Raw genomic sequence first — 26658 nt, 5'->3', positions numbered from 1 at the left:
CTGGCGCGCCATCGCGTCGCCAATCAGGTATCGTCCCCCTTTTATGAGCATGGGGCATGAGCGTGACAAGACTCCTCCTCGCGGCCACGGTAATGTTGTGCTGCACGCTGGCGGCCTGCGACCGAAGCAGTCAAGGCAGTCAAGGCAGTCAAGGCAAAGAGTCCATCAGCGAGGGAGGCACGGCTACACAGGCTTTGCACGATGGTGAACTGATGGCTTTTTCTGTGGAAGCGGGCGTCTCCGCGTCCCTGGCAAAGGACCGCGCAGAGCGCATTTCCAGGCTGAGCTACGAGCTGCAGTTTTCCGTGCCGGGTGATCGCACACGGCCCCTCGCAGGCCGCGCTATCCTTCGCTTTAATCTCGCCGGAAATGACAGCCCCCTGGCGATCGACTTTGCCCAGGGTGCGGACAGCGTATTGTCCGTCAGCAGCTCTGGCGCCCCGGTTGCCTATGATTTCGACAAGGAACACCTGATTATCCCGACCGCCGCGCTGCGAGAGGGAGACAACGTGCTGACCCTGGACTTCATCGCTCCCCAGGACGCCGTCAACCGTAACCCGGATTATCTCTTCACCTTGTTTGTACCCGACCGCGCCCGCACAGTGTTTCCCCTGTTCGACCAGCCAGACCTCAAAGCACGCTATAGCCTGACCCTGGAGGTACCCAAATCCTGGACAGCCCTTGGCAATGGGCGACTGGCAGGTGTTGAAGAGCGTAATGGACGCCGGATGTTCCGCTTCAGAGAAACCCGGGCCATTCCCTCCTATCTGTTCGCCTTTGTGGCCGGTGAGTTTGAAGTCGTCAGCCAGTCGGTCCGCGGTCGGGAGATGACACTCCTCCATCGGGAAACCGATGGTGAGAAGCTCGCGCGAAACCTCGACAGCATCTTTGAGACTCATGCTGACGCCCTCGACTGGCTGGAAGAGTACACGGCCATCGACTACCCCTTTGATAAGTTTGCCTTTGCGCTCATACCGGATTTTCCCTACGGCGGCATGGAACATGTCGGTGCCATCGCCTATCGCGCATCGTCTCTATTGTTGGAGGAATCGCCTTCGGAGAATCAACTCCTCAACCGCGCGCAGCTTATTGCCCATGAAACGGCGCATATGTGGTTTGGCAACCTGGTGACCATGCGCTGGTTCAACGATGTCTGGACCAAGGAGGTCTTTGCCAACTTCATGGCGGACAAGGTCGTGAACCCACAGTTTCCTGATACGGATCACGCACTCAATTTTCTTGTCAGCCACTACCCTCAGGCCTATGGCGTGGATCGCAGCGAGGGCGCCAATCCCATCCGGCAACAGCTCGACAATCTGAACCTGGCGGGGCAAATGTACGGCCCCATCATTTATCACAAGGCGCCCATCATGATGCGCCAGCTGGAACTTCTGCTGGGTAAGACCGCCTTTCGGGATGGCCTGCGTACGTATCTGACCCGTTTCAGCTATGGCAACGCCACCTGGCCCGCCCTCATTGAGATTCTCGATGAAAAAACCCCCATCGATCTCGGCAGCTGGAGTGAGGTTTGGGTCAACACACCGGGCATGCCGGACTTCGCGCTACGTAAAGCAGGGGTAGAGGAGTCATCGTGGTTACTGGAGCAGACGGATCCCCGGGGTGAGGATCGCGAATGGCCCCAGCAGTTTTCCGTGCTGTCCCTGAGAGGAGCATCCGAAACCGACATGCTCGCTGCCCGGAGCGCCCCACTCCCGGAATCCGTGCAAGGAGCGCCTCAGGCGGATTTGCTCCTGAATGCCAATGGCCTGGGTTATGGCCGGTTCCCGGTCAGTGATGCGCTCTTTGACGCGTGGCAATCTCTGACGCCGCTGCAACGCGGTGTGCTGTTGGTGTCGGCCTATGAGGACCTCCTGGCCCGCCGCGAAAAAGATGCGCTGGCCTACTTCGGCAGGCTCGTAGAGATAGTCACGACGGAGAGTAATGAGCTGCTCATCGAACTGGCCGCCAGCCAGTTGTATCACGTGTACTTCAGCCTGCTCACGGAGGAGGAGCGCGACGCACGCAGCACGGACCTGGAGGATAAGCTCTGGAAAACCCTGGCCTCCCAGGACAGTCCCAGCAAAGCCAAACTTTTCTTCGAGATTTACAGCGCGGTGGCGTTATCGTCATCTGCCCTCGAGCAAGTACGCTTGCTTTGGAGTGGCGAGGAGAGCATTGCTACGCTCAGCCTGCAGGAAGCTGAGAAAATTCGCCTCGCCGAAATACTCGCCGTGCGCCTGCCGGATCAGGCTGAGGCCATCATCGCCGCGCAGCGCGAGGAGACACAGAATCCCGATCGCCTGCGGCGTTTCGACTATCTGGCGCCGGCGCTGTCCCCGGACGTGGATACTCGCGACGCGTTTTTTAATGCCCTGAAGGAGCCTGCCAATCGGGCGACGGAGGTCTGGGTGAGTGATGCCCTCAGACGATTGCACGATCCCACACGTCTCGAGCATTCGGCCCGCTATGTGCTTCCCAGCCTGGAGCTTCTTGAGGAGATTCAGGTGACGGGGGATATCTTTTTCCCCAGTGCCTGGCTCAATCGTACCCTTGGAACACATAGCACCACGGAAGTCGCGGGGATCGTGCGGGATTTCCTGGAAGACCGGCCCGACTACAACCCACAGCTGCGCATGAAGATACTCCAGGCTGCGGACCCCCTGTTTCGCGCCAGTCATCGCAAAAGCAAACCGCCCGCGCAATGACCGAAGAACATACGAAGAACACCGCCGAGGGTGCGCTGAAACGCGAGCTCGGTCTTGGAGCCCTGGCGGCCACGGGCATCTGTTCCATGCTCGGGGCTTCGGTATATGTGGTGCCCTTCATGATTCAGCGCAATGTACCGGGCATCGGTGCCTGGGTGCTCCCCGCCTTTTTGTTCGCGGCACTCCCGGCAATCCTTGCCGCGCTGGCCTATGCCATGTTGGCGTCGGCGATGCCCCGCGCCGGCGGCAGCTATCTCTACGCCAGCCGGGGGCTCAGCCCCTATCTTGGCTTTGTTGCGAGCTTTTCCCAGTGGTTTGGCCTGTCCATCGTCATCGGCGTCATCGCCTACATCATCGTCCCCTTCCTTCGGGACGTTGCCCTGGCGCTGCAATGGACGGAAACCGCCGCGCTGCTGGAAAACGGGGCGGTGCGTGTGGGACTCGCCCTGCTGATGCTCTGGACCTTTGTCGGCACCAACCTCCTCGGTTCACGGTTTTATGCCCGCACGCTGATCCCCCTGATGCTCCTGATGTTCAGCCTGGGCGCCATCGTGGTATTTGCCGGCTTCTCCCACGATCCGGGCGACTTTGTGGCAGGCTTGATGATGCGGGATGAACGGGCCCTGGTGATCACGGCAAATCCGGAATTTGATCTGGGTACTTTTTTAGCCGCGGCGGCCATCCTGTTCTCCAGCTTTATCGGCTTTGACTCCATCGCCCAGGCGGGAGGTGAGGCGCGAAAACCCCGACGTAACCTCCCCCTGGCGATAGCCATCGCCATGCTCAGCGTGGGCTCTTTTTACTTTTTGTTTACCGCGGCGGTGTATCACACGGTCCCCTGGCAGATCGTGGCGCAAGAGTCCTTACAGCGGGACGTGACCGCGCCGGGCTTACTCAGCTACGTTCTACCTGAGGTCTGGGCCGTGGCGATTATCGCCGGCGCGGCAATTGCGCTGCTCAACGACCTGCCCGCCATGCTCCTGGCGGTCTCACGCCTGATGTTTGCCTGGGCTAAAGACGGCATCTTTCCCAAAGCTCTCAAGGAGGTGCACCCCCGTCGCCACACCCCGCAAACCGCGATTATTGCGAGCGGCGTCATGGCTACCTTCGGCATATTGGGCAGTCACTTCGCCAGCGATTTTTTCCTGGGCATCGACATCATGGTGACCTCTATGCTCGTGAACTTCATGCTCATGTGTCTGACGGTGATCACCCTTCCGCGGATTAATCCGGCCCTGGCCAACAAAGTATCCGTACTCAGTCATCGACCCAGCCAGCTGATTCTGGCCTGGCTGGGCCTGATAATGCTTGCGGGGTTTCTGCTGATTCACCTGCGCAAGGACCTCAGCTCGGAACTGTCGGCCTGGTACTTTCACTCCACCCCGATTTGGCTCATCGTTATGGCCCTGGGGAGTAGCATTTACTTTTGGGAGCGAAACAAGCTTCAGAAAAGCGGCACCGAGCTCAACAAACTTTTCAGACAACTACCCCCGGAGTAACCATGAACTCGCGAGAACGCTATACGGAGCTCGCCGCGGATCTGCGCATCTCCCGCGTAATAACCGGCCTCTGGCAAATCGCGGACATGGAGAGAGACGGAAGCACCGTGGATCGGGACGCCGGCGCCAGAAGCATGCAGGCCTACACGGATGTTGGACTTACGACCTTTGACATGGCGGATCACTACGGCTCCTCCGAAGAGATCGCCGGTCACTTCGCCAGCCGCTACATTGATCGTGACAAGGTCCAGCTGCTGACCAAATGGGTCCCCAAACCGGGTGGCTCCAGCCGCCAGACCGTTCGGGAGGCCGTGGAGCGGGCGCTGGAGCGCCTCCACGCAGATCAGGTACAGCTCCTGCAATATCACGCCTGGAATTACGCCGACCCAAGCTATCTTGACGATCTTAGTTACCTCAAGGAATTGCAGGACGAGGGCCTCATCGCCCATCTGGGTCTGACCAATTTCGATACCGCCCATCTCCGGGTGGTGCTTGCGTCAGGCATCGACATCGTGTCCAACCAGGTCTGCTTTTCCCTACTCGATCAGCGCGCTAGCGGCGCCATGCTGGCGCTGTGCCAGGAGAAAAACGTCAAGCTGCTGGCTTTTGGCACCCTGGCGGGAGGCTTTTTATCCGAGCGCTGGATCGACTCGCCGGAACCCGATGCCACAGCGCTGAGCACCTGGTCGCAGATGAAGTACAAGCGCTACATCGATGAGTCCGGTGGCTGGTCATGCTTTCAGGACCTCTTAAAAGTATTGGAAGCCATAGCCCGAGAACAGGGCGCCTCCGTGGCCAACATTGCAAGCCGCTACATTCTGGAAAAACCCGGCGTGGGGGCAGTGATTATCGGCGCCCGTCTGGGGCAAAGCGAACACATCGAGAATACCCAGGAGCTTCTCAGTTTTTCTCTTGAGGACGAAGCCAGGGATACCATCGGCGAGGCCCTGAAAAAGCTGACTCCCATTCACGGAGACTGTGGTGATGAGTACCGCAAGCCGCCCTTCCTGACAGCCTCCGGCGACCTCAGTCACCATATCGATGCCCTGCCGCCCCCCTACCCCACGGTGTCCGGTGGCGACGGGCAGACGCTGGCATTGAGTGGCACTATCTGGGAGGACCTGGCGGGATTTTCCCGCGCCGTGCGCAAAGGCAACACCATCTGCGTTTCGGGCACCACCGCTACCCACGGGGATCGCATTATCGGCGCCGGAGACCCCACGGCTCAGACAGACTTTGTTATCGACAAGCTCGAGGGCGCATTGCAATCCCTGGGGGCAAGCCTGGAGAGCGTTGTGCGCACGCGGATTTTTATCCGCAACATGGATGACTGGGAGGCCGTGTCCAAAGTTCATGGCGCTCGTTTTGCTCACATCCAGCCCGCCAACACCCTGGTGCGGGCTGACCTTGTGGGTGACGAGTACCTGGTAGAAATAGAGGCAGACGCTATCTGCACCACACCCCCGGAGAGCCGTTCATGACCAACGCTGTCATTTTTGGCAACTCCGGCTCGGGCAAATCCACCCTCGCCAAACGCATGGCCCGAGACAAGGGTCTGGGACATCTGGATCTGGATACCCTGGCCTGGGAGCCCACTACGCCACCTCAGCGCAAGCCCCTGGAGGTCTCCGAAGCCGCGATTCTGGCTTTTACGGGCGAGCACGAAAACTGGGTGATCGAGGGCTGCTATGCAGACCTCATTGCCCTGACATTCCCTCTTGCTGACCAACTGATCTTTCTGGATCTACCGGTGGAGGACTGCATCGCCCACGCGAAGTCCCGCCCCTGGGAGCCCCACAAATACCCCAGCAAGGAAGCGCAGGATGCCAACCTCGACATGCTCCTGGACTGGATCCGGGACTATCCACAGCGCAACGACAGCTGCTCCCGGCAGGCGCACGTCAGTCTCTTTGAGGCGTTTACAGGCGAGAAGCAACGTATCACCTCACCAACGGACTAAGCCCTCAGCCCTCAATCATAGACTGATGGATCGCCTTTGCCGTCTCACCGTAGGGTGGAGCTATTTCGATGGCCATGGCCGCGGGGTCGACATTCATGATGCCCCGGGGATTAGTAAACTCCATGAAACCCTCAATACCGTGGTGCCGGCCGTAGCCACTGTTACCTGTGCCGCCAAAGCCCATGCCGGGCAAAGACGCATGCAAGGCGGCACCGTTGACCGTGACGCCTCCGGAGCTCGTGCGGTTGATGACTTCATCGCACAGGGCTTTATCGCTACCGTATACATATAAGCCGAGAGGTCGCTCCCGGGCGTTGATGTACGCAATTCCCTCGTCGAGGCTGTCATAGGGAACGACCGCCATAATCGGACCAAAGATCTCCTCGGTCATCACAAGGCTGTCCTCTGATGGGTTGACCACCAGCGAGAGGGCCATGCGTCGGGCAGCGGCATCGCTCTCACCCGTTAGCTGCTCAATCTGAGACTCACGAGTGCGGGCGTCATCAAGAATAGATTCGATCCTGGCGTAATGCCGATCATTGATAATGCCGGTGATGTCATCGCCAGCGACATAGTCCGGCGCCTCTTTGCTAATAAACGCCTTCGCAAGCGATACAAAGTTTTCCAGATCAGCGCGGGGCACCAACGCGTAGTCGGGGGAAACACACATCTGCCCGTTTTTGATCATTTTGATACGCAGGCAATCGGCCACGTTGGCTGCGGTGACGCCGCCCGGCGTAAACACCGTGGGTGATTTACCGCCCAACTCCAGGGTCAGGGGAGTGAGATTGGGAGCCGCAGCCGCAGCAACCTGCCGGGCAACCCCGGGATTGCCCGTGTACAAGAGGTGATCAAAAGGCAGAGCAGGGAAGGCCTTCGCCACATCGAGATCGCCAAGCACCACGGCCACATGGTCCTCGTTAAAGGTGGCGTTGATCATCTCGAGAAGGAGCTCTGAACACGCGGAGGATATCTCCGAGGGTTTGATCATGACGCGGTTTCCCGCCGCCAGCATGTCGCAGAGGGGACCGATGGTGAGATCGAAGGGAAAGTTCCAGGGGCTCATGTTTCCGATCACGCCCTTGGGCTGTCGAAGTACATAGGCCGAACTCTCTCCGTGCATCGACGGGTCCGTTTCCCGCAGGGAGGGCTGCATCCACTCGTCGAGCTTCGTTTTGTTGTATTCGGCGCGAGCCAACATACCGAAGACCTCGATGAAATCTCCCTGCAGGGTGGGGTGGGTACCAAAGTCCGTGTTGAGAGCGTCCAGAATCTTTGGCCGATACTCCAGCATCATGGCGATGATGGCATCCAACCACTCTGTACGCTCTTTGAGCGTCGGCATGGGGTTTTTCTGAAAAGCCGCTTTTTGCTGCTCAAGGATTGCATTCATGGTTTTTATTGTTGTTTGCACCGTAGGTTCTCCCTCGTGATGAAGCGTGGCGATAACGACGCTCACCATCGAAGCTCGCTCACAGCTGATACTTTATTTCACTGCAATCTTGTAAAGATGTCACGAAGTACTTCGCCGGTGCTTCGGGGCATTCCCGGGGGCAAGGTTTTTGTGCATTTGGGTTTTGCCCGGGAAGCGCAGTCCCTAGAGCAAGCCCGCGGCGCGGAGTCTGGGCCACTCGATGGCGGGACAGCGATCCATGACTACCTCCACGCCCCCGGCCTCTGCCCGCTGCGCCGCTGCCGCATCGACAACGCCAAGCTGCGTCCACAGCGTTTGGGGGCCGCAGGCCAGAACCTCGTCCACAATCTGCGGCAGAAAGCTCGCATTGCGAAACACATCCACCATATCGACGATCAGGGGGATATCCCCGAGGGAAGCATAGACCTCCCTCCCCAATAACTCCGAGCCTGCGAGACCGGGGTTGACGGGATACACCTCGTACCCTTTCGCCAGCAGAAAGCCCATCACCTCGTGGCTGGGGCGCTCGGCTTTGGGGCTCGCACCCAGAAGAGCAATGGTCTTTACGGACCCCAGAACGCGGGCGATTTCTGTATCACTGATCAGGGGCATGGCCTAGGCGTCGCCCCAAACCGGCGGGCGTTTTTCAAAAAATGCGGCTTTACCCTCTTCGGCGTCTTCTGAGGTCATGGCCCGCACCATGGCCTCGTTGGCATAGGCAAAAGCATCCTCAATGGGCATATCCACCTGGCGGTAAAAATCAGCCTTACCGTGGCGGATACCCTGAGCCGATTTCGCGGCAATGCGTTCCGCCAGCGCAGTGGTCCGCTCCAGCAACTGATCCGCGGGCACGCATTCATTGATGAGACCAAAGCGCACAGCGTCTTCCGCACTGAAGGCATCGCCCGTGAGCGCCATGGCCATGGCGTGTTTGCGGTGCACGTTGCGGCCAATGCCCACGAGGGGCGTTGTGCAGAAACCGCCCATATTGACGCCCGGTGTGCAGAATGAGGCCGTATCCGCCGACACGGCGAGATCGCAGGCGGACACCAACTGGCAGCCCGCGGCGGTGGCCGTGCCTTGAACACAGGCGATGATGGCTTTGGGAGAGTTCACAATACCCAGCATCATTCGCGAGCAGGTATCGAGAATGAGCCGCATACGCTGAAGCTGGGCGCTGCGGTCCTCACCCTCCTGTTTACTCATTTCCCGCAAGTCATGTCCCGCGGAAAAAACCGGTCCCCTGGCGGCAATGACAATGGCACGCACGTCGGGATCATTGTTCGCCCGATCCAGGGCGTCGATAAGCGCGTTCAGCATCTGCAGCGACAGGGGGTTGCGCTGCTTTTCTCGGTTGAGAGTCATCCACCGCACATTATTGTGGCTTGATTCCATTAGCGGTGCGTCATTGTTGGCGGCGGCATCCGACATACCGGGGTACTCCTTTTATTGCTGCTGCTTTGAAGATTGCATGCAGGGTCTGTTATTGGATCACTGGTCCTACCAGCATAGTAAAGTTCCGGCCGAAGCTGTGGTAGGGTTTCCGTCCGATAAAAACTCGTTCCCGGTACGCAAACAGGAGTTTTCATGCCGTCATTCTTACCTTTTTCCTTACCTTTTTCTTCGACAACAGCGTCGCCAACAGACACGCTAACGACCCGGGCGACACGTTGCCTTGCCTGGCTGCGCAGGCCGTTTTTTGCGGCGGCGAGTCTTGCCATCGCGTCAACCCTGGGCGCCAGCAGCGTCAGCGCCGATATTGATCCCGACAGCTTTGCCCCCGAGATACGCGCCCTCGAATGGCGTGAAATCGGTCCCTTCCGCGGCGGGCGCTCTGCGGCGGTCGCGGGACTTCCGGGTGATCGCGACAAGTACTACTTCGGCTCCACCGGTGGCGGCGTCTGGATGACGGACAACGGCGGCACCTCCTGGGAGAACATCTCCGATGGGTACTTTGGCGGCTCCATCGGTGCCGTAGCGGTCTCTGAATGGGACCCCAACGTGATCTATGTGGGCACCGGGGAAAAAACCGTCCGAGGCAACGTATCCCCGGGCGACGGTATGTGGAAGTCCATGGATGCGGGAGACACCTGGACGCGCATCGGACTTGAAGACTCTCAGCACATCTCCCGGATTCGCATCCACCCCACGGATCCCGATACGGCCTATGCCGCAGTTATGGGCCACCTTTTCGGACCCAATGAACAGCGCGGCGTATTTCGCACCACCGACGGCGGCGCCACCTGGGAAAAGGTACTGTTCGTCAACGACGAAGTCGGTGCCGTTGACCTCGCCATGGATCCGAGCAACCCGAGAATTCTCTACGCCAGTTTCTGGCGGGTAAAACGCACGCCCTATTCTCTGGAAAGCGGCGGTGAAGGTTCGGGGCTTTTTAAAAGCGTCGACGGTGGTGACAACTGGACGGAGCTGACCCGCAACGAAGGCCTTCCCCGAGGGACCATTGGCATCAGCGGTATCACCGTATCGCCCAGCAACAACAAGAATATCTACGCCATTATCGAAGCTGAGGACGGTGGCGTGTTCCGCTCCCGCGATGGTGGCAAGACCTGGACGAAAACCAGCGAGAACCGCAATCTCCGTCAGCGGGCCTGGTACTACACACGCATCTTTGCCGACCCCATGGACGAAGAAGCGGTATACGTGGCCAACGTGCGTTTCCACTACTCCAAGGATGGCGGCAAAACCTTCAGCGAAATCGATACACCCCACGGCGATAACCATGACCTGTGGATCGACCCCGCGGACCCCCTGCGCATGATCCAGTCCAATGATGGCGGCGCCAATGTCTCCTACGACGGCGGAGAAACCTGGTCGACCCAGGCCAATCAGCCCACGGTACAGTTCTATCGGGTTGCCACGGACAACGACTTCCCCTATCGCCTCCTGGGCGGCCAGCAGGACAACTCCGCCGTGCGCATCCGATCGCGATCAGCCATGGGCTCATCCATCGGTGTTCGCGACTGGGAGGCCACCGCCGGCGGCGAAAGCGGTCATATTGCTGCAAAACCTGATGATCCCGACGTCGTCGTGGGTGGATCCTACGGCGGCCTGATGCGTCTGGTGAATCACCGCACGGGGGAACGCCGTGCCCTGGATGTATGGCCCGACAACCCCATGGGCTGGGGAGCGGCAGAGGTAAAATACCGCTTCCAGTGGAACTACCCCATCAGCTTTTCCCAGCACGACCCCGATGTACTGTTTGTGGCGGCCAACGCAGTCTTCCGCAGTGATGACCTGGGTTACAACTGGACCCAGATCAGCCCGGACCTCACGGTCAATGACAAGAGCCGCATGGGCAAGTCCGGCGGCCCCATCACCAAGGACGACACCGGTGTTGAGTACTACGGCACGGTCTTTGTGCTCACGGAGTCCCACCACGAACCCGGTGTTCTCTGGGCGGGCAGTGACGACGGCCTCGTTCATGTGACCCGTGACGGTGGCGAAAACTGGGTAGACGTTACGCCCTCCGCCCTCCCGGAGTGGGCGATGGTGAACAGCATTGATATCGACCCCTTCAACGAAGGCGGTGCCTATCTTGCAGCCACCCGTTACAAGATGGACGACTTCAAGCCCTATCTGTTTTACACGGATAACTGGGGTAAAAGCTGGAAGCGTATCAACGGTGACATCCCGGACGATCACTTCACCCGCGTGGTCCGAGCGGACCCCGAGCGCGAAGGACTGCTCTTTGCGGGTACCGAACGTGGCGCCTATTACTCGTTGAATAACGGTAAGAACTGGGAGCCTATACAGCTGAACCTGCCCATTGTTCCCGTTACCGATATGAAAATTAAAAACGGTGATCTCATTGCCGCAACCCAGGGCCGCGGTTTCTGGATCATGGACGACCTGAGCACCTTGCGACAGCTCGATGAGGACCACGCCGGTGCGGTGCATCTGTACACGCCCCGCCCCTCCTACCGCATTTTGTCCAAAGGCTGGGATCGATCCACGGGTCCTGCGGGCACTAATCCTGAGGAAGGCGTGGCGCTTTACTACACCCTCCCGGACGATCTGGGTGATGAGGCAAGCGTCGAGCTGTCGGTCTTCAAAGAGGGAGATGACGACGCAATCTGGACCTGGACCCGAGAGCCCGGCCCCGACGATGAAGACGCCAGTGGCGACGAGCCGAACACGCGGGTGCTGAGCACGGATGGAGGCCTCAACCGCTATGTCTGGGATCTCGATTACCCGGGCATGAAGCGCTTTGACGGACTGATTCTATGGTCGGACATGAAAACCGGACCCCGTGCGATTCCCGGACAGTACCGCGCCGAGCTTACCGTCGACGGTGAGAGCCAGAGCGTGCCCTTTGAGGTAATTCCGGATCCACGTTCCACTGCGACCCCCGAAGACTTTGCCGCACAGTTTGAGTTTGTGCTCGAAACCCGGGATCTGCTGTCGCGCATGCACGAGGAAATTGCGGATATACGAAGCTTCCGGTCGCAGCTCGATGCCCTGGAGGCACGCCTCATCGACGAAGGCGACAGCGTAGAGGATCCCTCAGCACTGCTCGGCGAAATTCTGGCCATGGGTGAAACCATCACCAGCGTTGAAGAGGCCCTGTATCAAACTAAAAACCAGAGCCGCCAGGACCCCCTCAACTTCCCCATTCGACTGAATAACAAACTGGTCAGTCTTATGCGGATGGTAGCCACGGGTGACGCCGCGCCCACGAGTCAGGCCCTGGCCTTCAAGGCCGAGATCACGGAGACCATCGAAGCGCAGCTGACGACTCTTCAGGAAGTCTGGGATCAGGGTGTGCCCTCGCTGAACGAGCAGATCAAAGCCAAGGGCATGGATATGATCGCTCTGAGCGGACGTTGAAACAGCCGCAGGCAAATTACGGTGGCGCCTCATTGGGGCGTCAGCGTTTTTCTCGGGATTATTCTCTAAGGTTCGTACTTTGTCTGTTTGCCGCCTCATTGGCGGCCGCCTCCGCGCGCTCGCAAACGGAGCCCTACAGTTACTACGGCGGCGAAATCGAAACCGAAGCAAAAAACGCTGCCATAGAGTACTGTGAGTATGAGTTGCTGGTGGAGGAACAGCGCTGTAACCGCCGCGCGAACAAATCGGCGTGTATCAAGGAAGTGCATCGGGAATGCCGGGAAAAACACGAAGATCCCCCAGAGAAAGACAAGCCTCGGGACAATTGAGTCACTACTGGGCCCGCTTCAAGACCCTCGGCGGAAACCGCTTTCGCATTGATACACGCATTTATCTGGAGCCAACGGTCAGCCCCGACGACGGTGACCGGGTTCTCGGTTGCATCATCGGCAAGAATCCCGGCTCAGCCACGCCCGCAAAACGCACAGCGCAGCCCACCCCTATTGTCCTTGATGGCGACAAGTTTCTGCCTACGGTGCTCTCTGTCGTGCGCAAAGCCTATGCAGCGGCGGGAGCGCCCGTCCCCTCGGGTGCCTATGTGCGGGTTCTCAATCTGTTCTATCTGTGCGATCGCGATTTGAGTCAGGCCAAACGATCTCTTGCCACTATTCGCCGGGCACCGCCCTACCCCGAAGAAAAGCAACACTACCCCTGGGCCTGGTATGCCTGGGGTGGGCCCGACCGCCTTCTGGACCCGCTCAAAACGCGCTTTGACGATTTGCGCAGCGACAGCTGTTTTTACTATGCGCGAGACAGGGATCGCATCATGACAAAACGCCCCAGCAGCAGGGATCTCGCCAAACATACCCAGGGCATGCCTCAGGCAAAAGTTGTCTCGCATTTGAGCCAGTTGATTCGTGGTTAACTGACGCTTCACCAGCGAATTCAAGCGGTCTTCACTTAAGTGCTATTTGGATCTTCGAGCGGGCAGCCGTTGGCCGACTGCGCTTTTTAAATTACTTCCATGTGCCCCTGGGCATGACTGTTACGCGACGCCTAGTAATCGTCGGTCGCGCCTACCAGAATGCCGATCAGCGCCATCACGCCACCATATCGGTACGCACCGCTGAGCACCGAGCCGCCAATGTCTGGCGATCTCCATAGCTCAAAAAAGTTTTCTGCGATCCCAATGAATCCGCCAAACAACATGATCACCGCAATGCCACATCCTGCCATGCCAATTTGGCGTGCTTCGACAAAAGTTTCAGGGTCTGCATCGTGGGCCTTCCACATACGCCAGGTTCCCATGCTGCACATGATCGCCGCCGCGACCTTACCGCCGAAGATGAACAATAGCCCAGCCCAGATGACGATCGGGTTGGAAGTGGCCTGCCAGCGATCGGTACCGCCCTCAAACAGAGACATGGTTGTCACTGCCTCGACATAGCTCAGGGACTCGGTCCAATGACTTAAGTTGTATAGCGCGGCACTGATGGCCCACCAGGCAGCGGTAGCCATCAGCCCAACTTTTACCAGCCTGTACATACATTCACCTCGGGTATGCATAACGTTTTCGGAATATTGCTGCTCAGCTACGGAAGAGGCAAGAGGTATTTGCGGCCCTATCCTTGCACTGACCCAAAATGTCTTGTGAAGTGACGTAAGCCTCACGCACCAAACTTAACAACCCATCAGCGCTTTACCGGGACCACGGCGCTGTGTAAAACGATGTTCTGCTTTCAACCCAGAGGAACATTGCCATGGCCAGATTCACCCTCGTCGCACTGAAGCGATCTGTCTTTATGGCGCTGATGTCCTCGCAGCTCGTGTGGGCCGACATTGCCGCAGACATAGATGCGATTTTCTCGGGTATTCCCGATGATGGCCCGGGATGCAGCGTGGGCGTTGCACAGGACGGGGAGTGGCTGCTCAAAACGGGTTATGGCCTCGCCAACATGGAACTGGCTGTACCTCTGGATGGCAGCCACGTACATCGCATGGCCTCGGTCTCCAAACAGTTCACTGCCATGGCGGTGTTGTTACTGGCCGACGAGGGAAAGATCGATCTCGATGCCGACGTACGGGACTATCTCCCGCGATTAAAACCCTATGGTGCCCGGGTCACGATCAACGCCATGCTCGGCCATGTTTCGGGCATGGGGGACTACGATTTAGTGGCAGGCTCCTACGAGGGCCCGAAGGCTGACAACGCCATCGATCTCCGGTCGGCCGCGGGCGGTGAGTTTCGTCTCGGTAATGAGGACTACCTGACCATCGAAGAGTTTTACGCGGTTGTTGAGCAATTGCCCCTCGCTCAATCGCCGGAGCAGGGTTTTCTGTACAGCAATATCGCCTACGTCATCCTGGCCATGCTGGTGGAGGATGTCTCTGGCGAAAGTCTCCGGGATTACGCTGAGCGACGCATCTTTGCGCCCCTGGGTATGCATAACAGCTTTTTCAGTGACGACCCCGTAGAGATCGTTTACCAGCGCGCCGACGGCTATAAAAAGAACGATGAGGGCCTGTACGTCAATGACATGACCAACCTGTTCTGGGTCGGCGACGGTGGCCTGCATACCAATCTGGACGACATGCTGATCTGGGACAGTCACTTTTACGCGCCCAAGCTGGGGCGAGATCCGGCAAAACTCATGGCGCTTATGAACACCCCCAACAGCGAGCACCGATCCGACGGGCGACGCTATGCCAACGGGCAGAATATTCGCGGGAGCGGTAAAGACAGGATCTTTGAACACAGCGGCGGCTGGCTGGGCACCAGCACTTACTACGCCCGACTGCCCGGCAGGCACCTTGCGCTGGCGATGATGTGTAACGACGCCAGTCTCGACACCGACGCTTTAATCGAGCAGTCCATGGACCGCTTGCTGGAGATTGACTGAGCCGGAGGTGTTCAGAGGTGCTTGCCTTTGAGGTAGTACCAGCGCCCGTCAATTTTTTCGAAATCGCTCACCTCATGGAGCCTGTGGCCTTTGCCGGCGATCTTGTATCGCGCGACAAACTCCACCGTGCCCCTATCGTCCATCGCCCCTCCGGCAGCACCTCCCCGGATTTTCAGCCCTAGCCATCGCTGAGCCTCATCGAGGCGCACGCGGCTGGGACGGGTTTTGGGATGCCAGGTCGCGAGGAGATAGGCCTCATCGCAGGCCACGAAGGCACTGTATCGGGAACGCATAAGCTGCGCCGCTGTTTCTGGAATAGCGACACCGTCCAGAAAAGGCCCACAGCACGCATCGATGTCACGGCCGCTATCACAGAGACAGGGTGTCCCACTCATGAGCGCCTGCCGTCTCTCTGCAAAGCCGGAAGGCCGACGGTAGCAGACTTAAAGGGGATGCACCCGCACGGGCAGATTGCTGATGCCCCGCACGAAATTGGACTTCACACGCTCGGGTTCACCGACCACCTCAACCTTGCTGAAGCGCTGCATGATCTCTTCCCATAGCACCCGAAGCTGCATTTCTGCCAGGCGATTCCCCATGCAGCGATGGACTCCAAACCCAAAGGACATGTGCTTGCGCGGATTCTCCCGGTCAATGATAAAGCTGTTGGGATTTTCGATGGCAGTCTCGTCGTGATTCCCGGAGAGATACCACATGACCACCTTGTCGCCCTTGCGAATCTGCTTACCCTGAAACTCCACATCCTTGTTCGCCGTGCGACGCATGTGCATGAGCGGTGTCTGCCAGCGAATCACTTCCGACACCATGGAAGGGATCAGCGCCGGGTTCGCACGCAACTTTTCGTACTCCGCAGGATTCTGGTTCAGCGCTAAGACACCGGCACTGGCCGAGTTTCTTGTAGTGTCATTACCACCGATAATCAGGAGAAGGAGATTGCCCAGGTACTCCATGGGGTCGTCCACCATGTCTTTGGTGTTGGGATCGCGTTGGAGCATGCGTATGAGATCCAGGGTCTCCACGCCGTCATCCTTTCGCTCGTGCCAGATACGCGTAAAGGTCTCCAAACAGTCGTGGAGGCCGGCCAGGCGCTCTTCGGGATCCACATCACCCCCGGCGATCTCCGGAGAACCGGCACCCAGGTCAGACCAGTAGGTGAGTTTGAAACGCTCCTCAAAGGGAAAGTCAAAGAGCGTTGCCAGCATCTGCGTCGTGAGATTGATCGACACCCGGTCGACCCAGTTAAAGGTCTCACCCACGGGCAGGCCATCGAGAATCTCCACGACCCGGGAGCGGATCAGAGCCTCCATCTCAGCCAGGTTTTTTGGCGCGACAACGCCCTGCACCGCACGACGCTGCACATCGTGCTTGGGAGGGTCCATGGAAATGAAGTTGGCGATGGGTAATTCTTCGCTGTTATCGCCGATCACAATGGCAGGTTCCGAGGAAAAATCCTCGAAATTACTGTCCACAGCGACAATGTCCTCCCAGCGGGTAATGGACCAGAAGGGCCCAAACTGACTGTCGGCCACGTAGTGCACGGGGTCCTCTTTGCGGAGGCGTTCAAAGTAAGGTCGCCAGGCGTCCTGCTGATAGATTCGGGAATCACTGACGTCGATGTCTTCCAGGGCAAGGTCGCTGGGATGGGGTAAGTCCTGAGCTACATTCATAATTTTTATTCTCGCTTACATTTGATATTCGGGAAGCCGCACCACCAGACCATCCATGTCGTCGGACACTTCAATCTGGCAGCTCAGGCGAGAATTTTCAGCGCGATCGGGCCGCATACCCAGCATGGACTCTTCCAGCATTTCGACACCGCCGGTCACCGCCGCCCAGGGTTCTTCAACAAAACAATGGCAGGTACCGCAGGCGCAGGCACCGCCACAATCGGCATCAATGCCCGGTACGCCATTGTCAATGGCGTTCATCATCAGGGATTTACCCACCTCGGCATCGATGGTGTGGCTCGCACCGTTGTGCTCGATCAGCGTGACTTTAGGCATGCTTTTTTCTCAGTAATGTAGTTATGCAAAACACTTTACTGAACAGTACGGGGCAAAAGGGGTTATTATCTGCCAATACAGGGTTAAAAGTTGCCATAAATGATTGCTGCGACCCCCGGTCAGGACGCCCATGCCTTTTTGCTCCCCAGTACCTACTCCCGGATCATTGCCAGGGTGGCCCGGCTGCAGGAGCGGGATCTGGGAAAGCTACTTATGGGCACAGGCCTACCCGAAGCTATCCTCATGCCCGGGGACGAGACCTTTATCTCGGGTGATCAGCAGCTACAGATTATGAAGAACGGCAGAGAACTGCTGGGCTCCGCTGATTTTGGACTCCGCCTGGGAGAGCAGCTGCAGCCATCGGCGCACGGCCCCCTCGGTTATCTCGCCCTGTGCAGCCCGGACCTTATCAGCGCTCTTTTCGCCCTGCGGGATTATCTGCCCCTGCGCATGCCCTGGGTCGCGGTGGACATCGCCGTCTCCCGGGAAAGGATCCATTGTGAACTCAGGCTGCAGATGTCCATCGATGACAATGCCTTTGCGCAGGTAACCGTTGCGGAATGCTTTGCCATGGTGCTGCAGTCTTTTGTGGAGGCGGTGCTCCGCCGCCCCGCAACGGAAGCGATCATAAGCTTTGCCCACCGACCGCCGCCGCATGAAAAGTTCTACGACAAATTCCTCCACGCGCCCTACCGTTTCGGCAAGGGGCAGACCAGCTATGTTCTTCCGGGAGAGTTAGCCAATGCCGCAAATGCCACCAGCGACAATGCCTCCTATCGATTGACGCAACAGTTGTGCAACTCCCTGTTGGAGCAAACACCGCGATCGAGCAGCTCCATGGCTGACAGAGTGCGGACACTGATGCTTCTGCGACCCATAGACTCTATTGCCGAACCGGATATCGCCCGGGCACTGTTCGTATCCAAACGCACCCTCGCGCGGCGACTGGAAAAAGAGGGAACGAGCTACCGAGCGCTAAAAGATCAGTTTCTTGCAGAGCTGGCGCGCCGCTATCTCCAGGAGCCCCGACAGACCGTCGAGGGCGTCGCGGCATCGCTGGGGTATCACGATGCCGCGGCATTCCGAAAAGCCTTCAAACGCTGGACCGGGATGACGCCGCGACTGTACCGGCAGAGACCGGCGGCGTCCTGAGTCCCAGGACCTAGAGTCTGATGGGCAGATCCCTCACACGCTGGCCCGTGGCGGCGAAGATCGCATTGCCAATCGCCGGCGCCACGGCGATGAGGGGTGGCTCCCCAAGACCCATGGGAAACTCATCGCTGTCCATGAACTTGATATCCATCTCCGGGACATCTTCCATACGCAAAGGCGTGTAGCTATCGAGATTGCGATCTCTCACCTGCCCGTTTTCAAAAGCCGTGCCCTCGTGAAGCGCAAGACTCAAGCCCCAAAGCGTCGCGCCCTCGGCCTGTGCCAGGGCGCCGTCCGGATGCACGACGGTACCGCAATCCAGGGTCTGCCAGAGCTTTTTCACCGTGACATCTTTGCCTTTAACAGCCACATGCGCCACGCAGGCGGACCAGGTAGGCATGGCCCGTTCCTGACCGTGAGCCACAGCAACGCCCAGGGCCTCGCCCTCAGGAAGCGACGCTCCCCAGTTCGAACGCCGCTGCACATCTTTCAGGACAGCTGCAAGGCGGGATGCGCCTCCGACCTGCTTTGGCCCACTACCCGCTTGTCGGCCTTCGGCATCCAGAAGCGATAAGCGGTACTCCAGAGGATCCATGCCAAGTTTGTGGGCGATTTCATCCATAAAAGACTCCACCCCCCAACCGATCCAGCCGGGACCCACGGCCCGCAGCCAACCCGGGAGGAATGTGTCCTGGGCCAATTTATTGTTGATGGCCCGCACGCGGTGGTTTGGCAACGAGTACCAGTGATCGGCACCGTTGATGGAGAATCCGTCAAACTTACCCTCACCATCAACGGCCTCACCGAGAAACCCGGGTGCCATGGACAGCGTTGGCCAGCCCGCCGCCGCAGCATGGTCTATGGCACTGAGGCTGCCGTCTTCGGCAAAGGCCGCATCAAGACGGGCCACCGAGGGTGATCGCGCGCAGTCAAAGAGACTGTCCACCGGCCGCGTCATGATCAGTTTTACGGGTTTACCCAAGGTCCGCGCCGCATGCGCTGCGGGAATCATCTGATCGCCAAACAAACGACGACCAAATCCTCCACCCAGATAGTAGGTGTGGAGGACAATGTCTTTCTCTTCCATATCCAGGGACTGGGCCAGGACGGGAATAATGAGGGACTGCCACTGGTTTCCCGCATGCACATGGCACTGACCGTCGCGGAACTCCACCAGGGCGTTCTGGGGCTCCAGGGTAAAGTGCAGCGCCGTGCTGGTGCGATAAGTGGACGACAAGGTATCGCTGGCGGCCGAGATGGCGGCATCAGCGTCACCGGCGTTCACAAAAAGCACGCCGGACTCGGGATCATCGACCAGGGACTGCCCCTCAGCCAGAATATCCTCCTCGCTGACGGAGGCGGTATCCCCTGCATCCCACTCTACCTTCACCGCCTCCGTAGCCTTCATGGCGGCGGGAAAACTGTCGGCGATAACCAGGGCCATGCCCTGAACAAATCCTGAGGGATCCTCAATAGTCAGGGTCTGCTGATAACCCGCGATGGCTTTCGCGGCGCTGTCATCAACAGACTTGACCACGCTGCCATAGCGTGTGGGCGCCACAATGGGGTGCGCGTAAACCATGCCGGGCAGTTCAGCATCCAGCCCATAGACCGCATCGCCTCGAGACTTCGCCGGTACATCCAGCGCATTGGTCGCTTTACCGATGAGCGTCCGCGCCGATGGGGGCTTGATGGGCAGGGCCGCCAGCTCCTCATCGCTGAAACTCCGACTGATATCACCCCGGGACACAATCTCTGCAAAGCTCAGGGATTGACCCGCGCCCGACACCACACCCTTTGCGGCGCTGAGCTCGGAAGCGTCTACGCCCAGAAGCTTTGCGGCTGCGTCGATAAGCACCGTGCGCCCTGCAGCTCCCGCACGGGAGAGCATTTCAAAGCTGGTCACCACCGACCAGGAGCCACCGGTAACCATGTAACCCCACTTCGGGTCACTGTCCACATGTTCCAGGCTGACGCTCTCCCAATCCGCGCCCAGTTCTTCAGCCACGATGCGCGCCAGCGCCGTGCCCACGTGCTGGCCCATTTCTGCCTTGGCAATATTGACCAGGACCTGACCCGCTTCGTCGATTTCAAACCATACGACGGGGGAAAACTGCTGACTGCCACCCGTGGCACTCATCTCACTCGCGACGTCTTCGCCGGAGCAGCCAGGCAGCACCACGCCCAGCCCCATGATCAACCCCGTACCGAGACTCCCCGCGAGAAAACTCCGTCGGCTAACGCCCGTCTCAAACTTTTTCATGCGCTCAGCTCCCCATCCGCCGCAGCCTTGATGGCCTTGCGTATCCGGGTGTAGGACATGCAGCGGCAGAGATTACCGGTCATGGCCTGGGTAATTTCCGCCTCTGTAGGATTGGGGTTGGATTTGAGAAAGGCTTCGGCGGTGACGATCTGGCCGGACTGGCAGTAGCCGCACTGGGGCACCTGCGCTTCGACCCAGGCGCTTTGCAATGCAGAACCCTCGGGACTGGCGAGGCCTTCAATGGTAGTTACCTCGGTGCCCGCAACTTCACTGACGGGGAGCACGCAGGATCTGACGGGTACGCCGTCGCGCTGCACCGTGCAGGCCCCGCACTGAGCGATACCGCAACCAAACTTGGTGCCCTTGAGTTGCTGTTCGTCCCGAATCACCCAGAGCAAGGGCGTGTCATCCGGGGAGTCCGTGGAAACCTGTTTACCATTGAGCTTGAATTCAATCACGCAATCACCTCCATACTTTTGCCTAAGCATAGCGTATTGTCGACGCAGTCGTTGTGCACCAAAGGCTGCAAAAACGCAAAATACGCCCCGGGCGAACGCCAAAGGAGTCTCTTGGAAAACTACCTACTACTTTTCGGATCGTCGTTTCTTGCAGCGACGATCCTGCCCTTCTATTCAGAGATCGTACTGGTACTGGGTCTTCAGCAGGGCGCGGACCCGGTGATGCTGTTACTGACGGCAACGCTGGGGAACACCCTGGGGGCGGTGGTGAATTGGGGCATCGGCAAGCAGCTGCTCAGGTTTCAAAGCAAGCGGTGGTTCTACTTCAGTGACGCTCAAATCGCTCGGGCACAGGATTGGTTCCAGCACCGCGGCGTCTGGTCTCTGCTGTTTGCCTGGCTGCCCATCGGGGGCGATGCTTTAACGCTGATTGCGGGGGTAATGAACGTCCGCCTACCCACGTTTCTGGTGCTGGTCGCCATCGGCAAGGGGCTGCGCTACGGCTTTGTGCTGCTCATTGCGCTCTACGCGATCTAGCCCAAGACCCGGGGTATCAACCCCCCAGCAGACCAACCATGGTGAAGCCGAGATAGTTGCCCAGGGCCAAACCGGCCGAGCCTACGAGAATCGCCGGGAGCTCCAGATCGCTGCGACCGAGGCTGCGCGCCAGCGCCAGGGCCGAGGTACCACCACCGATATTTGCCTGGGATGCGACGGATGCGGTTTCCAGATCGGCCTTAAGCAAGCGCGCTGCGCCAAATACGACGGTGCCATGCACGGACACCAGCACCACCACAAACACCCCCAGCACCGGGGCCAGCTCACCCATGCGCATGAGTGCTTCAGCGTCGCAGAGGGAACCGATCACCGCCAGAAACAAATACACCGCAAGAAGCCCCAGCAAACGGGCCCCCTTGATACGCTGGACCATGGGCAGCTGCGCCAGGACGAGCGCGAGTGTCGACAGTATCAGCACCGAGGGAATATCGAGTCCTGCAGACTCCTTCAAACTGTCCGCCAATACATCCGAGAGACTTACGGCAGCGATACCCAGGGCAATCACCACCGCGAGATCAAAAATTCGCATGACCTCACCATCGTCTTCGATGGGGCCATGGGCCACCCGCTCCTCCTGGTTTTCAGCTTTGGGCCAAAACCCTACCAGGAGGCGAGGCAGGGTCACACAGACAACCATCCAGACCGTAGTCATGGCGTTATCCACCGCCGCCGCTCCCGCATAGAGCGCCGCGTCTTCCATGACGCCATATTCCAGGGCCACGGCGTTGTAATTCACGCTGCCCCCCACATAGGTACCCGTAAACATACCGGCCAGGGCCGCGTGCTGCTCACCCAGGGCGTCGGCCCCGCCCACAACCCAATGCCCCGCGGCGGCTCCCAAGGCGGTACCACAGGCCCCGAGTAAGAACAGCAGCAGCGTTGGCCCCCCCACCTGTCCCAGACTGCGTAAATCCACTAGCAGGAGAAGCCAGAAAATCCCCAGGGGCGCGACATAGGTAAAAATAGCGCCGTAGAGCGGCGTATCGGGCCCATAGGTGGGAATAACACCCAGGTTGGCGACAATGGCCGTCAGCACAATCACAAGAAGTGCCGCCCCGAAATGTCGTAGCCAGGTGCGTGTCGCCAGCCATTCAGACAAAGCGATGAGGGCCGCCAATACCGCGGCAATAGTCAGGGTGCTTGTGAACATAGGTGCAGTTTACACGGAAGCCGCGTGCTGCCGAGCACCTCCTGAGCTGCGGATATTCCCCCTACTTTTTTTCTGTGTTTTCTTGCACTTGGCACGTTCTACGGATACCCTTTGCCGCGCTAAAAATCGTCGACCCGTAGTTGGGTCGGGTTTTTGGATCCCCTGGCTCACGACCCAGCGTCCGATAACGACGGTCCGTTGCGAGCCTCAAGTGATCGTCGCTCAAGCCAGTGCACCGCGGTGTGGCAGCCAGTTCCCATAGCTAAGCCGCATCAAGATTCACACCGCGCCAAGAAGCCAGTTGCGTAATGAGAGCACCGGGCTTTTCATGGTAAGCACGATTTTGGCTCGATAATTTGCGCTGAAAAGCCTCAGCTTGAATTTAGCAATTTAGCTCAACAACACTAATTCAACGGACATACTGAATGCTTACTGCAAGAAACCTGGAAAAGATTATGGAGCTCGAAGAGAAGCTCCGCGCCGAGTATCAAGTACAACTTGATGCAAAGGCAGAAGAGATCAGCAAACTCGAAAAAGCAACGGAAGATCAAAAAGCCGTTATCGCGAAGCAGCTGGAGCAGATCTCAGCCCTGTCGGTAGACGCTTCAAAAAACAAAAAGGTCGAGCAGCGCAACCGCGAACTTCATCAGCGCTGTGAAAATCTTCTGGAAGACGTGGCCAAGCAAAAAACACGCGCCAAGGCACTGCAGTCTGACCTGTCTGAAGTCCGCGAAGAAGTAGCGACGCTCAAGCAGTTTGATCCCGCCAAAATGAAGAAGAACCTCGATGCCAGCAAGAAGAAGCTTGCCGAGAAAACGGCAGCTAATGATTTGCTGCAAAAGTCCTACAAACAGACCAAGAACGAGAATGCCGAACTCAAAGCGCAGCTGAAAGCCCTGGAAGAGAAGCTTGCGGCACTGGAGAGCGACGAGTCCGAGACCAGCGAAGAGGTCGAGCAGGAAGCCGCCGCCTAATATCGGCACTGCGCCCGTGTAAACCGGGCGAACAGCAGTTTGAAAACCCCTGGTCCGGCGACGGCTGGGGGAGTACGAAATGGTAAAACTTCACCGCAGAAGCAAAAAAATCGGAGAATTACGCGTTCAAATCGCGGTATAATCACGTTCAAGGCGCCCGTAGCTCAGCTGGATAGAGTAACTGGCTTCGAACCAGTTGGTCGGGAGTTCGAATCTCTCCGGGCGCGCCACCTTCCCCTCTTTTCCCTCTTTTCCCTCTTTTCCCTCTTTTCCCTCTTTTCCCTCTTTTCCCTCTTTTCCCTCTTTTGGCAGACTTTAGTTTTCCAGACGTAATCTAACGTCGCACGGCCCCCCGGGCACCTCAGACTATGGGCGCATCCTCGGGATCCATGGGCGCTTGCTCATCGGTTGCATGGGCCTCCTGAAACTGCTCCACATGGCGCTCCACCGCACTCGCGCGCCGTCCGTAGTTAGCTATGTGAAAGGTGGCGTCTCCCTCGTACACCAGTGGCAGGTTGGTTCGCCCAATCACCACGCCGCTGGAGGGCGCCAATATGGGAGTCTCGGAGGCGCCCAGGGGGTCCGCAACGATTGCCAGGGTTTGCCCCTCACTCACCTTGTCGCCCAGGGCGGCAAAGGTGCGCAGCACGCCGCTCTCCCCCGCCCGCACCCAGGTTGTTTCATTACTGATAATCGGCTCGGGGTGTGCCTTTCGGCTGCGAGACACAGGCAGCATGCCGATGCTGCGCATGACGTTAATGATTCCCCGCACACCGGCCCGAATATAAACCTCCTCAAAGCGCAGGGCCTCACCCGCCTCGTAAAGAATCACGGGAATTCCCAAGTCTCCGGCGCAGTCGCGAAGGGAGCCATCGCGAATTTTTGCATCGATGGCCAGGGGAACCCCAAAGGCGCGGGTCATCTCCGCGGCCTGCTCATCATCGAGGTCAGCACGAATCTGCGGGAAATTGCTGCGATGTCTTGCCCCCGTGTGTAAGTCGATGCCGTGGGTACACTGCTTCACCACCTCTTTTACAAAGGTATGAGCGACGCGACCCGTGAGAGAGCCTTTGGAGGAGCCTGGAAAGGAACGGTTAAGGTCACGACCATCAGGTAGGTAGCGCGTGTGATTCAAAAAGCCGTAGACATTCACAATGGGTATGGCCAGCAGGTTGCCGCGAAGATTTTTCAGGGCCTTGTGCTGAAGCAGGCGACGGATAATTTCCACGCCGTTTATTTCGTCACCATGAATCGCGGCGCTGATAAACAGCGTCGGACCCGGGCGGCGGCCGCGGAGCACCTGCACATTGATGGAGAGGTCATCATGGGTGTACATGGGCGCCACGCGCAGATCGATGAGCTCCCGCTCGCCCGGCGCTATGCTCACGCCGCCAATCACCAGTTCCGAATTCTTGAGCACCGCTGCCAATGTTCTATTCCCCAATAATGCCCGCGATCAAATTGCCGCAGCCGTGTCCTGTTTCTAGTCCGAGTTCGTCGCAGTAATTGCCGTATCGAGTTCCTGCACCTCGGGTCGCCGCTTTTTCTGGGTCCGCGCGGGAATCATATCTCGCATGGCCTCGAGCTTTCCGTAGCAGAGCAATTTATCACCGGGCTCCAGGACCCGATCCCGCCGGGGGTTAGGGAGAACCTTGCCGCCGCGATAAAGGGTGAGCACGTTGAGATCCTTTTCTTCCACGGTAGATTGAAGAATCGTCTGCCCCACAAACTTTGAGCCCTCGGGGATATACAGCTCCGTGACCCCATAACCCTTGCTCACCGTCAGGCGCTGCCGGATGTCGATTTCAGGAAAATCCACCTGCGCTGCGAGGTAATCCACAACCGCGCCGGCAATATCCAGTTCCGTTGCCGTTTCGATGCCTTCAAGCCCTGGGGACGAATTCACCTCCATCACCTGGGGGCCGTCCTTTCCTTCCAGCATATCCACACCGGCGACCCGAAGACCGAGAATCTGCGCACAGCGCACGGCCGTCTCACGGTAGCGCTCATCCAGTTCTACAGGCTCAGCGACCCCGCCGCGGTGGACGTTGCTGCGAAACTCCTGACCCTGGGCCACCCGGCGCATGGCGGCCACCACCTGATCGCCCACCACAAAGGCGCGAATATCCTTGCCCTTGCTCTCGGCAACAAACTTTTGAATCAGCACGTTCTGCTTCTGGCTCTGGAGGAGTTCAATGATGGATTCAGCCTGTTTTACGGACTCCGCCAGGAGCACACCGATCCCCTGGGTTCCCTCAATCAGTTTGATAACGATGGGGGCTCCCCCCACGCGCTCGATCGCCGGCAGCACGTCCTTGCGATCGCGGACAAAGGTCGTCCGGGGCAGTCCGATGTGATGACGACTGAGAATCTGCAGACTGCGGAGTTTGTCCCGGGAGTTTGCGATGCCATGGGCGGTATTGGCACAGAAGACATCCATTTCCTGGAACTGACGCACCACCGCCGTACCGTAATAGGTAATGGAAGCACCGATTCTTGGCAGTACCGCGTCATAGCTGCTGAGTCGTTTCTGACGGTAGTAAAGCTCCGGAGAGCCTTCCTCCAGATCAATGGCAAACTTTAGTGTATTCAGCACCTTAGCGTCATGGCCGCGCTGCTCTGCGGCCTCTTTCAAGCGCCGCGTGCTGTAGGCGTTGGGCGCGCAGGAGAGTATTGCTAGCTTCATGTTAAGCCTCGTCGTTGCTGAAAAAAGTGCTGAAGAAGGTGCAAAAAAAGGTCCAAAAAAGAGGTCC

Annotated in this window: 23 protein-coding genes, 1 tRNA gene and 1 pseudogene; 12 read left to right on the top strand and 13 right to left on the bottom strand. The window is 58.5% G+C overall.

Features of this window, described 5'->3' with window-relative positions:
• Positions 1-56: 56 nt before the first annotated feature.
• The 4 genes from KT71_RS02980 to KT71_RS02965 are packed head-to-tail and all read left to right on the top strand — an operon-like array spanning position 57 to position 6164.
• Positions 57-2705, top strand: coding sequence for a M1 family metallopeptidase (locus KT71_RS02980; RefSeq protein ID WP_008292955.1), 2649 nt, complete (start codon positions 57-59; stop codon positions 2703-2705).
• Entirely contained in the window at positions 2702-4204 is a 1503-nt protein-coding gene (locus tag KT71_RS02975; RefSeq protein ID WP_008292956.1) for an APC family permease, read from the top strand. Before KT71_RS02980 ends, KT71_RS02975 begins: the two co-directional genes overlap by 4 nt.
• 2 nt (positions 4205-4206) lie before the next feature.
• The gene (locus tag KT71_RS02970) at positions 4207-5685 is read left to right on the top strand and encodes an aldo/keto reductase (RefSeq protein WP_008292957.1); all 1479 of its coding nucleotides are present in this window, start codon (positions 4207-4209) and stop codon (positions 5683-5685) included.
• Positions 5682-6164 (top strand): P-loop NTPase family protein, encoded by a 483-nt coding sequence (locus tag KT71_RS02965; RefSeq protein ID WP_008292958.1) that lies wholly within the window; start codon positions 5682-5684, stop codon positions 6162-6164. Before KT71_RS02970 ends, KT71_RS02965 begins: the two co-directional genes overlap by 4 nt.
• A gap of 4 nt (positions 6165-6168) precedes the next feature.
• On the opposite strand, the gene KT71_RS02960 is transcribed toward KT71_RS02965, so the two are convergent.
• From KT71_RS02960 to KT71_RS02950, 3 genes are all read right to left on the bottom strand, one after another.
• Entirely contained in the window at positions 6169-7578 is a 1410-nt protein-coding gene (locus KT71_RS02960) for a coniferyl aldehyde dehydrogenase (RefSeq protein ID WP_169729137.1), read from the bottom strand.
• 183 nt (positions 7579-7761) lie between these two features.
• Entirely contained in the window at positions 7762-8190 is a 429-nt protein-coding gene (locus tag KT71_RS02955) for a CoA-binding protein (RefSeq protein WP_008292960.1), read from the bottom strand.
• 3 nt (positions 8191-8193) lie between these two features.
• Positions 8194-9009: an enoyl-CoA hydratase gene (locus KT71_RS02950; protein WP_008292961.1), complete on the bottom strand. Its 816-nt coding sequence runs from the start codon at positions 9007-9009 to the stop codon at positions 8194-8196.
• A gap of 156 nt (positions 9010-9165) precedes the next feature.
• Here KT71_RS02950 and KT71_RS02945 point away from each other — a divergent pair, with 156 nt between their 5' ends.
• The 3 genes from KT71_RS02945 to KT71_RS02935 are packed head-to-tail and all read left to right on the top strand — an operon-like array spanning position 9166 to position 13351.
• Positions 9166-12426 carry a WD40/YVTN/BNR-like repeat-containing protein gene (locus KT71_RS02945; protein ID WP_008292962.1) on the top strand — a complete coding sequence of 1087 codons (3261 nt, stop codon included), beginning with the start codon at positions 9166-9168 and terminating at the stop codon, positions 12424-12426.
• Positions 12423-12755: a hypothetical protein gene (locus tag KT71_RS02940; RefSeq protein ID WP_023659874.1), complete on the top strand. Its 333-nt coding sequence runs from the start codon at positions 12423-12425 to the stop codon at positions 12753-12755. Before KT71_RS02945 ends, KT71_RS02940 begins: the two co-directional genes overlap by 4 nt.
• Complete coding sequence (locus tag KT71_RS02935; RefSeq protein WP_008292965.1) at positions 12752-13351, top strand: hypothetical protein; 600 nt, start codon at positions 12752-12754, stop codon at positions 13349-13351. Before KT71_RS02940 ends, KT71_RS02935 begins: the two co-directional genes overlap by 4 nt.
• A gap of 131 nt (positions 13352-13482) precedes the next feature.
• On the opposite strand, the gene KT71_RS02930 is transcribed toward KT71_RS02935, so the two are convergent.
• The gene (locus tag KT71_RS02930; RefSeq protein WP_008292967.1) at positions 13483-13971 is read right to left on the bottom strand and encodes a DUF2165 family protein; all 489 of its coding nucleotides are present in this window, start codon (positions 13969-13971) and stop codon (positions 13483-13485) included.
• 215 nt (positions 13972-14186) lie between these two features.
• Between KT71_RS02930 and KT71_RS02925 the strand changes: the two genes are divergently transcribed.
• Positions 14187-15326: a serine hydrolase domain-containing protein gene (locus KT71_RS02925; protein ID WP_008292968.1), complete on the top strand. Its 1140-nt coding sequence runs from the start codon at positions 14187-14189 to the stop codon at positions 15324-15326.
• Positions 15327-15337: 11 nt separating this feature from the next.
• Here the strand turns inward: KT71_RS02925 and KT71_RS02920 are convergent, their stop codons facing one another.
• The 3 genes from KT71_RS02920 to KT71_RS02910 are packed head-to-tail and all read right to left on the bottom strand — an operon-like array spanning position 15338 to position 17350.
• Positions 15338-15721, bottom strand: coding sequence for a YchJ family protein (locus tag KT71_RS02920; RefSeq protein WP_023659872.1), 384 nt, complete (start codon positions 15719-15721; stop codon positions 15338-15340).
• 48 nt (positions 15722-15769) lie between these two features.
• A complete protein-coding gene (locus tag KT71_RS02915; RefSeq protein WP_008292970.1) occupies positions 15770-17014 on the bottom strand; it encodes a cytochrome P450 in 1245 nt (414 codons plus the stop codon).
• Between the two features lie 15 nt (positions 17015-17029).
• The gene (locus tag KT71_RS02910; protein ID WP_008292971.1) at positions 17030-17350 is read right to left on the bottom strand and encodes a 2Fe-2S iron-sulfur cluster-binding protein; all 321 of its coding nucleotides are present in this window, start codon (positions 17348-17350) and stop codon (positions 17030-17032) included.
• Positions 17351-17449: 99 nt separating this feature from the next.
• On the opposite strand from KT71_RS02910, the gene KT71_RS02905 reads away from it, so the two are divergent.
• A complete protein-coding gene (locus KT71_RS02905; protein WP_008292972.1) occupies positions 17450-18502 on the top strand; it encodes a helix-turn-helix domain-containing protein in 1053 nt (350 codons plus the stop codon).
• Positions 18503-18512: 10 nt separating this feature from the next.
• Here KT71_RS02905 and KT71_RS02900 read toward each other — a convergent pair whose 3' ends face one another.
• Together KT71_RS02900 and KT71_RS02895 are read right to left on the bottom strand one after the other, a co-directional pair.
• On the bottom strand, positions 18513-20765 hold the full coding sequence (locus tag KT71_RS02900; RefSeq protein ID WP_008292973.1) for a xanthine dehydrogenase family protein molybdopterin-binding subunit: 2253 nt from the start codon (positions 20763-20765) through the stop codon (positions 18513-18515).
• Complete coding sequence (locus KT71_RS02895; RefSeq protein ID WP_023659871.1) at positions 20762-21223, bottom strand: (2Fe-2S)-binding protein; 462 nt, start codon at positions 21221-21223, stop codon at positions 20762-20764. The genes KT71_RS02900 and KT71_RS02895 overlap by 4 nt, the downstream gene beginning before the upstream one ends.
• 111 nt (positions 21224-21334) lie before the next feature.
• On the opposite strand from KT71_RS02895, the gene KT71_RS02890 reads away from it, so the two are divergent.
• Positions 21335-21760, top strand: a complete 426-nt coding sequence (locus tag KT71_RS02890) for a YqaA family protein (protein WP_023659870.1) — start codon at positions 21335-21337, stop codon at positions 21758-21760.
• Positions 21761-21776: 16 nt separating this feature from the next.
• On the opposite strand, the gene KT71_RS02885 is transcribed toward KT71_RS02890, so the two are convergent.
• A complete protein-coding gene (locus KT71_RS02885; RefSeq protein WP_008292976.1) occupies positions 21777-22931 on the bottom strand; it encodes a DUF819 family protein in 1155 nt (384 codons plus the stop codon).
• 425 nt (positions 22932-23356) lie between these two features.
• Here KT71_RS02885 and KT71_RS02880 point away from each other — a divergent pair, with 425 nt between their 5' ends.
• Both KT71_RS02880 and KT71_RS02875 read left to right on the top strand, forming a co-directional pair.
• Positions 23357-23905, top strand: a complete 549-nt coding sequence (locus tag KT71_RS02880; RefSeq protein WP_008292977.1) for a hypothetical protein — start codon at positions 23357-23359, stop codon at positions 23903-23905.
• A 153-nt stretch (positions 23906-24058) separates the two neighbouring features.
• Positions 24059-24135, top strand: a tRNA-Arg gene (locus KT71_RS02875).
• Positions 24136-24266: 131 nt separating this feature from the next.
• On the opposite strand, the gene KT71_RS02870 is transcribed toward KT71_RS02875, so the two are convergent.
• The 3 genes and pseudogenes from KT71_RS02870 to KT71_RS02865 form a co-directional block, all read right to left on the bottom strand.
• Positions 24267-25334: a succinylglutamate desuccinylase/aspartoacylase family protein gene (locus KT71_RS02870; protein WP_008292978.1), complete on the bottom strand. Its 1068-nt coding sequence runs from the start codon at positions 25332-25334 to the stop codon at positions 24267-24269.
• A 54-nt stretch (positions 25335-25388) separates the two neighbouring features.
• Positions 25389-25685, bottom strand: a complete 297-nt coding sequence (locus tag KT71_RS21010; RefSeq protein ID WP_274518440.1) for a cation:proton antiporter regulatory subunit — start codon at positions 25683-25685, stop codon at positions 25389-25391.
• Positions 25668-26591 (bottom strand): annotated as a pseudogene (locus tag KT71_RS02865) (ATP-grasp domain-containing protein); the annotation flags it as partial. The pseudogene KT71_RS02865 and the gene KT71_RS21010, both read right to left, overlap by 18 nt.
• Positions 26592-26658 lie beyond the last annotated feature (67 nt).

Origin of the sequence: Congregibacter litoralis KT71 (genome assembly GCF_000153125.2) — a bacterium.
Taxonomy (GTDB): domain Bacteria; phylum Pseudomonadota; class Gammaproteobacteria; order Pseudomonadales; family Halieaceae; genus Congregibacter; species Congregibacter litoralis.
The sequence above is the reverse complement of the archived record's forward strand: the minus strand, read 5'-3'. Positions and strand labels throughout refer to the sequence as shown.

Coding starts and splice junctions, on each gene's coding strand:
- KT71_RS02920 (WP_023659872.1), bottom strand. CDS start 15,721: ATGAGTGGGACACCCTGTCTCTGTGATAGCGGCCGTGACATCGATGCG.
- KT71_RS02880 (WP_008292977.1), top strand. CDS start 23,357: ATGCTTACTGCAAGAAACCTGGAAAAGATTATGGAGCTCGAAGAGAAG.
- KT71_RS02930 (WP_008292967.1), bottom strand. CDS start 13,971: ATGTACAGGCTGGTAAAAGTTGGGCTGATGGCTACCGCTGCCTGGTGG.
- KT71_RS02915 (WP_008292970.1), bottom strand. CDS start 17,014: ATGAATGTAGCTCAGGACTTACCCCATCCCAGCGACCTTGCCCTGGAA.
- KT71_RS02945 (WP_008292962.1), top strand. CDS start 9,166: ATGCCGTCATTCTTACCTTTTTCCTTACCTTTTTCTTCGACAACAGCG.
- KT71_RS02900 (WP_008292973.1), bottom strand. CDS start 20,765: ATGAAAAAGTTTGAGACGGGCGTTAGCCGACGGAGTTTTCTCGCGGGG.
- KT71_RS02885 (WP_008292976.1), bottom strand. CDS start 22,931: ATGTTCACAAGCACCCTGACTATTGCCGCGGTATTGGCGGCCCTCATC.
- KT71_RS02965 (WP_008292958.1), top strand. CDS start 5,682: ATGACCAACGCTGTCATTTTTGGCAACTCCGGCTCGGGCAAATCCACC.
- KT71_RS02905 (WP_008292972.1), top strand. CDS start 17,450: ATGATTGCTGCGACCCCCGGTCAGGACGCCCATGCCTTTTTGCTCCCC.
- KT71_RS02910 (WP_008292971.1), bottom strand. CDS start 17,350: ATGCCTAAAGTCACGCTGATCGAGCACAACGGTGCGAGCCACACCATC.
- KT71_RS02980 (WP_008292955.1), top strand. CDS start 57: ATGAGCGTGACAAGACTCCTCCTCGCGGCCACGGTAATGTTGTGCTGC.
- KT71_RS02950 (WP_008292961.1), bottom strand. CDS start 9,009: ATGTCGGATGCCGCCGCCAACAATGACGCACCGCTAATGGAATCAAGC.
- KT71_RS02925 (WP_008292968.1), top strand. CDS start 14,187: ATGGCCAGATTCACCCTCGTCGCACTGAAGCGATCTGTCTTTATGGCG.
- KT71_RS02955 (WP_008292960.1), bottom strand. CDS start 8,190: ATGCCCCTGATCAGTGATACAGAAATCGCCCGCGTTCTGGGGTCCGTA.
- KT71_RS02970 (WP_008292957.1), top strand. CDS start 4,207: ATGAACTCGCGAGAACGCTATACGGAGCTCGCCGCGGATCTGCGCATC.
- KT71_RS02975 (WP_008292956.1), top strand. CDS start 2,702: ATGACCGAAGAACATACGAAGAACACCGCCGAGGGTGCGCTGAAACGC.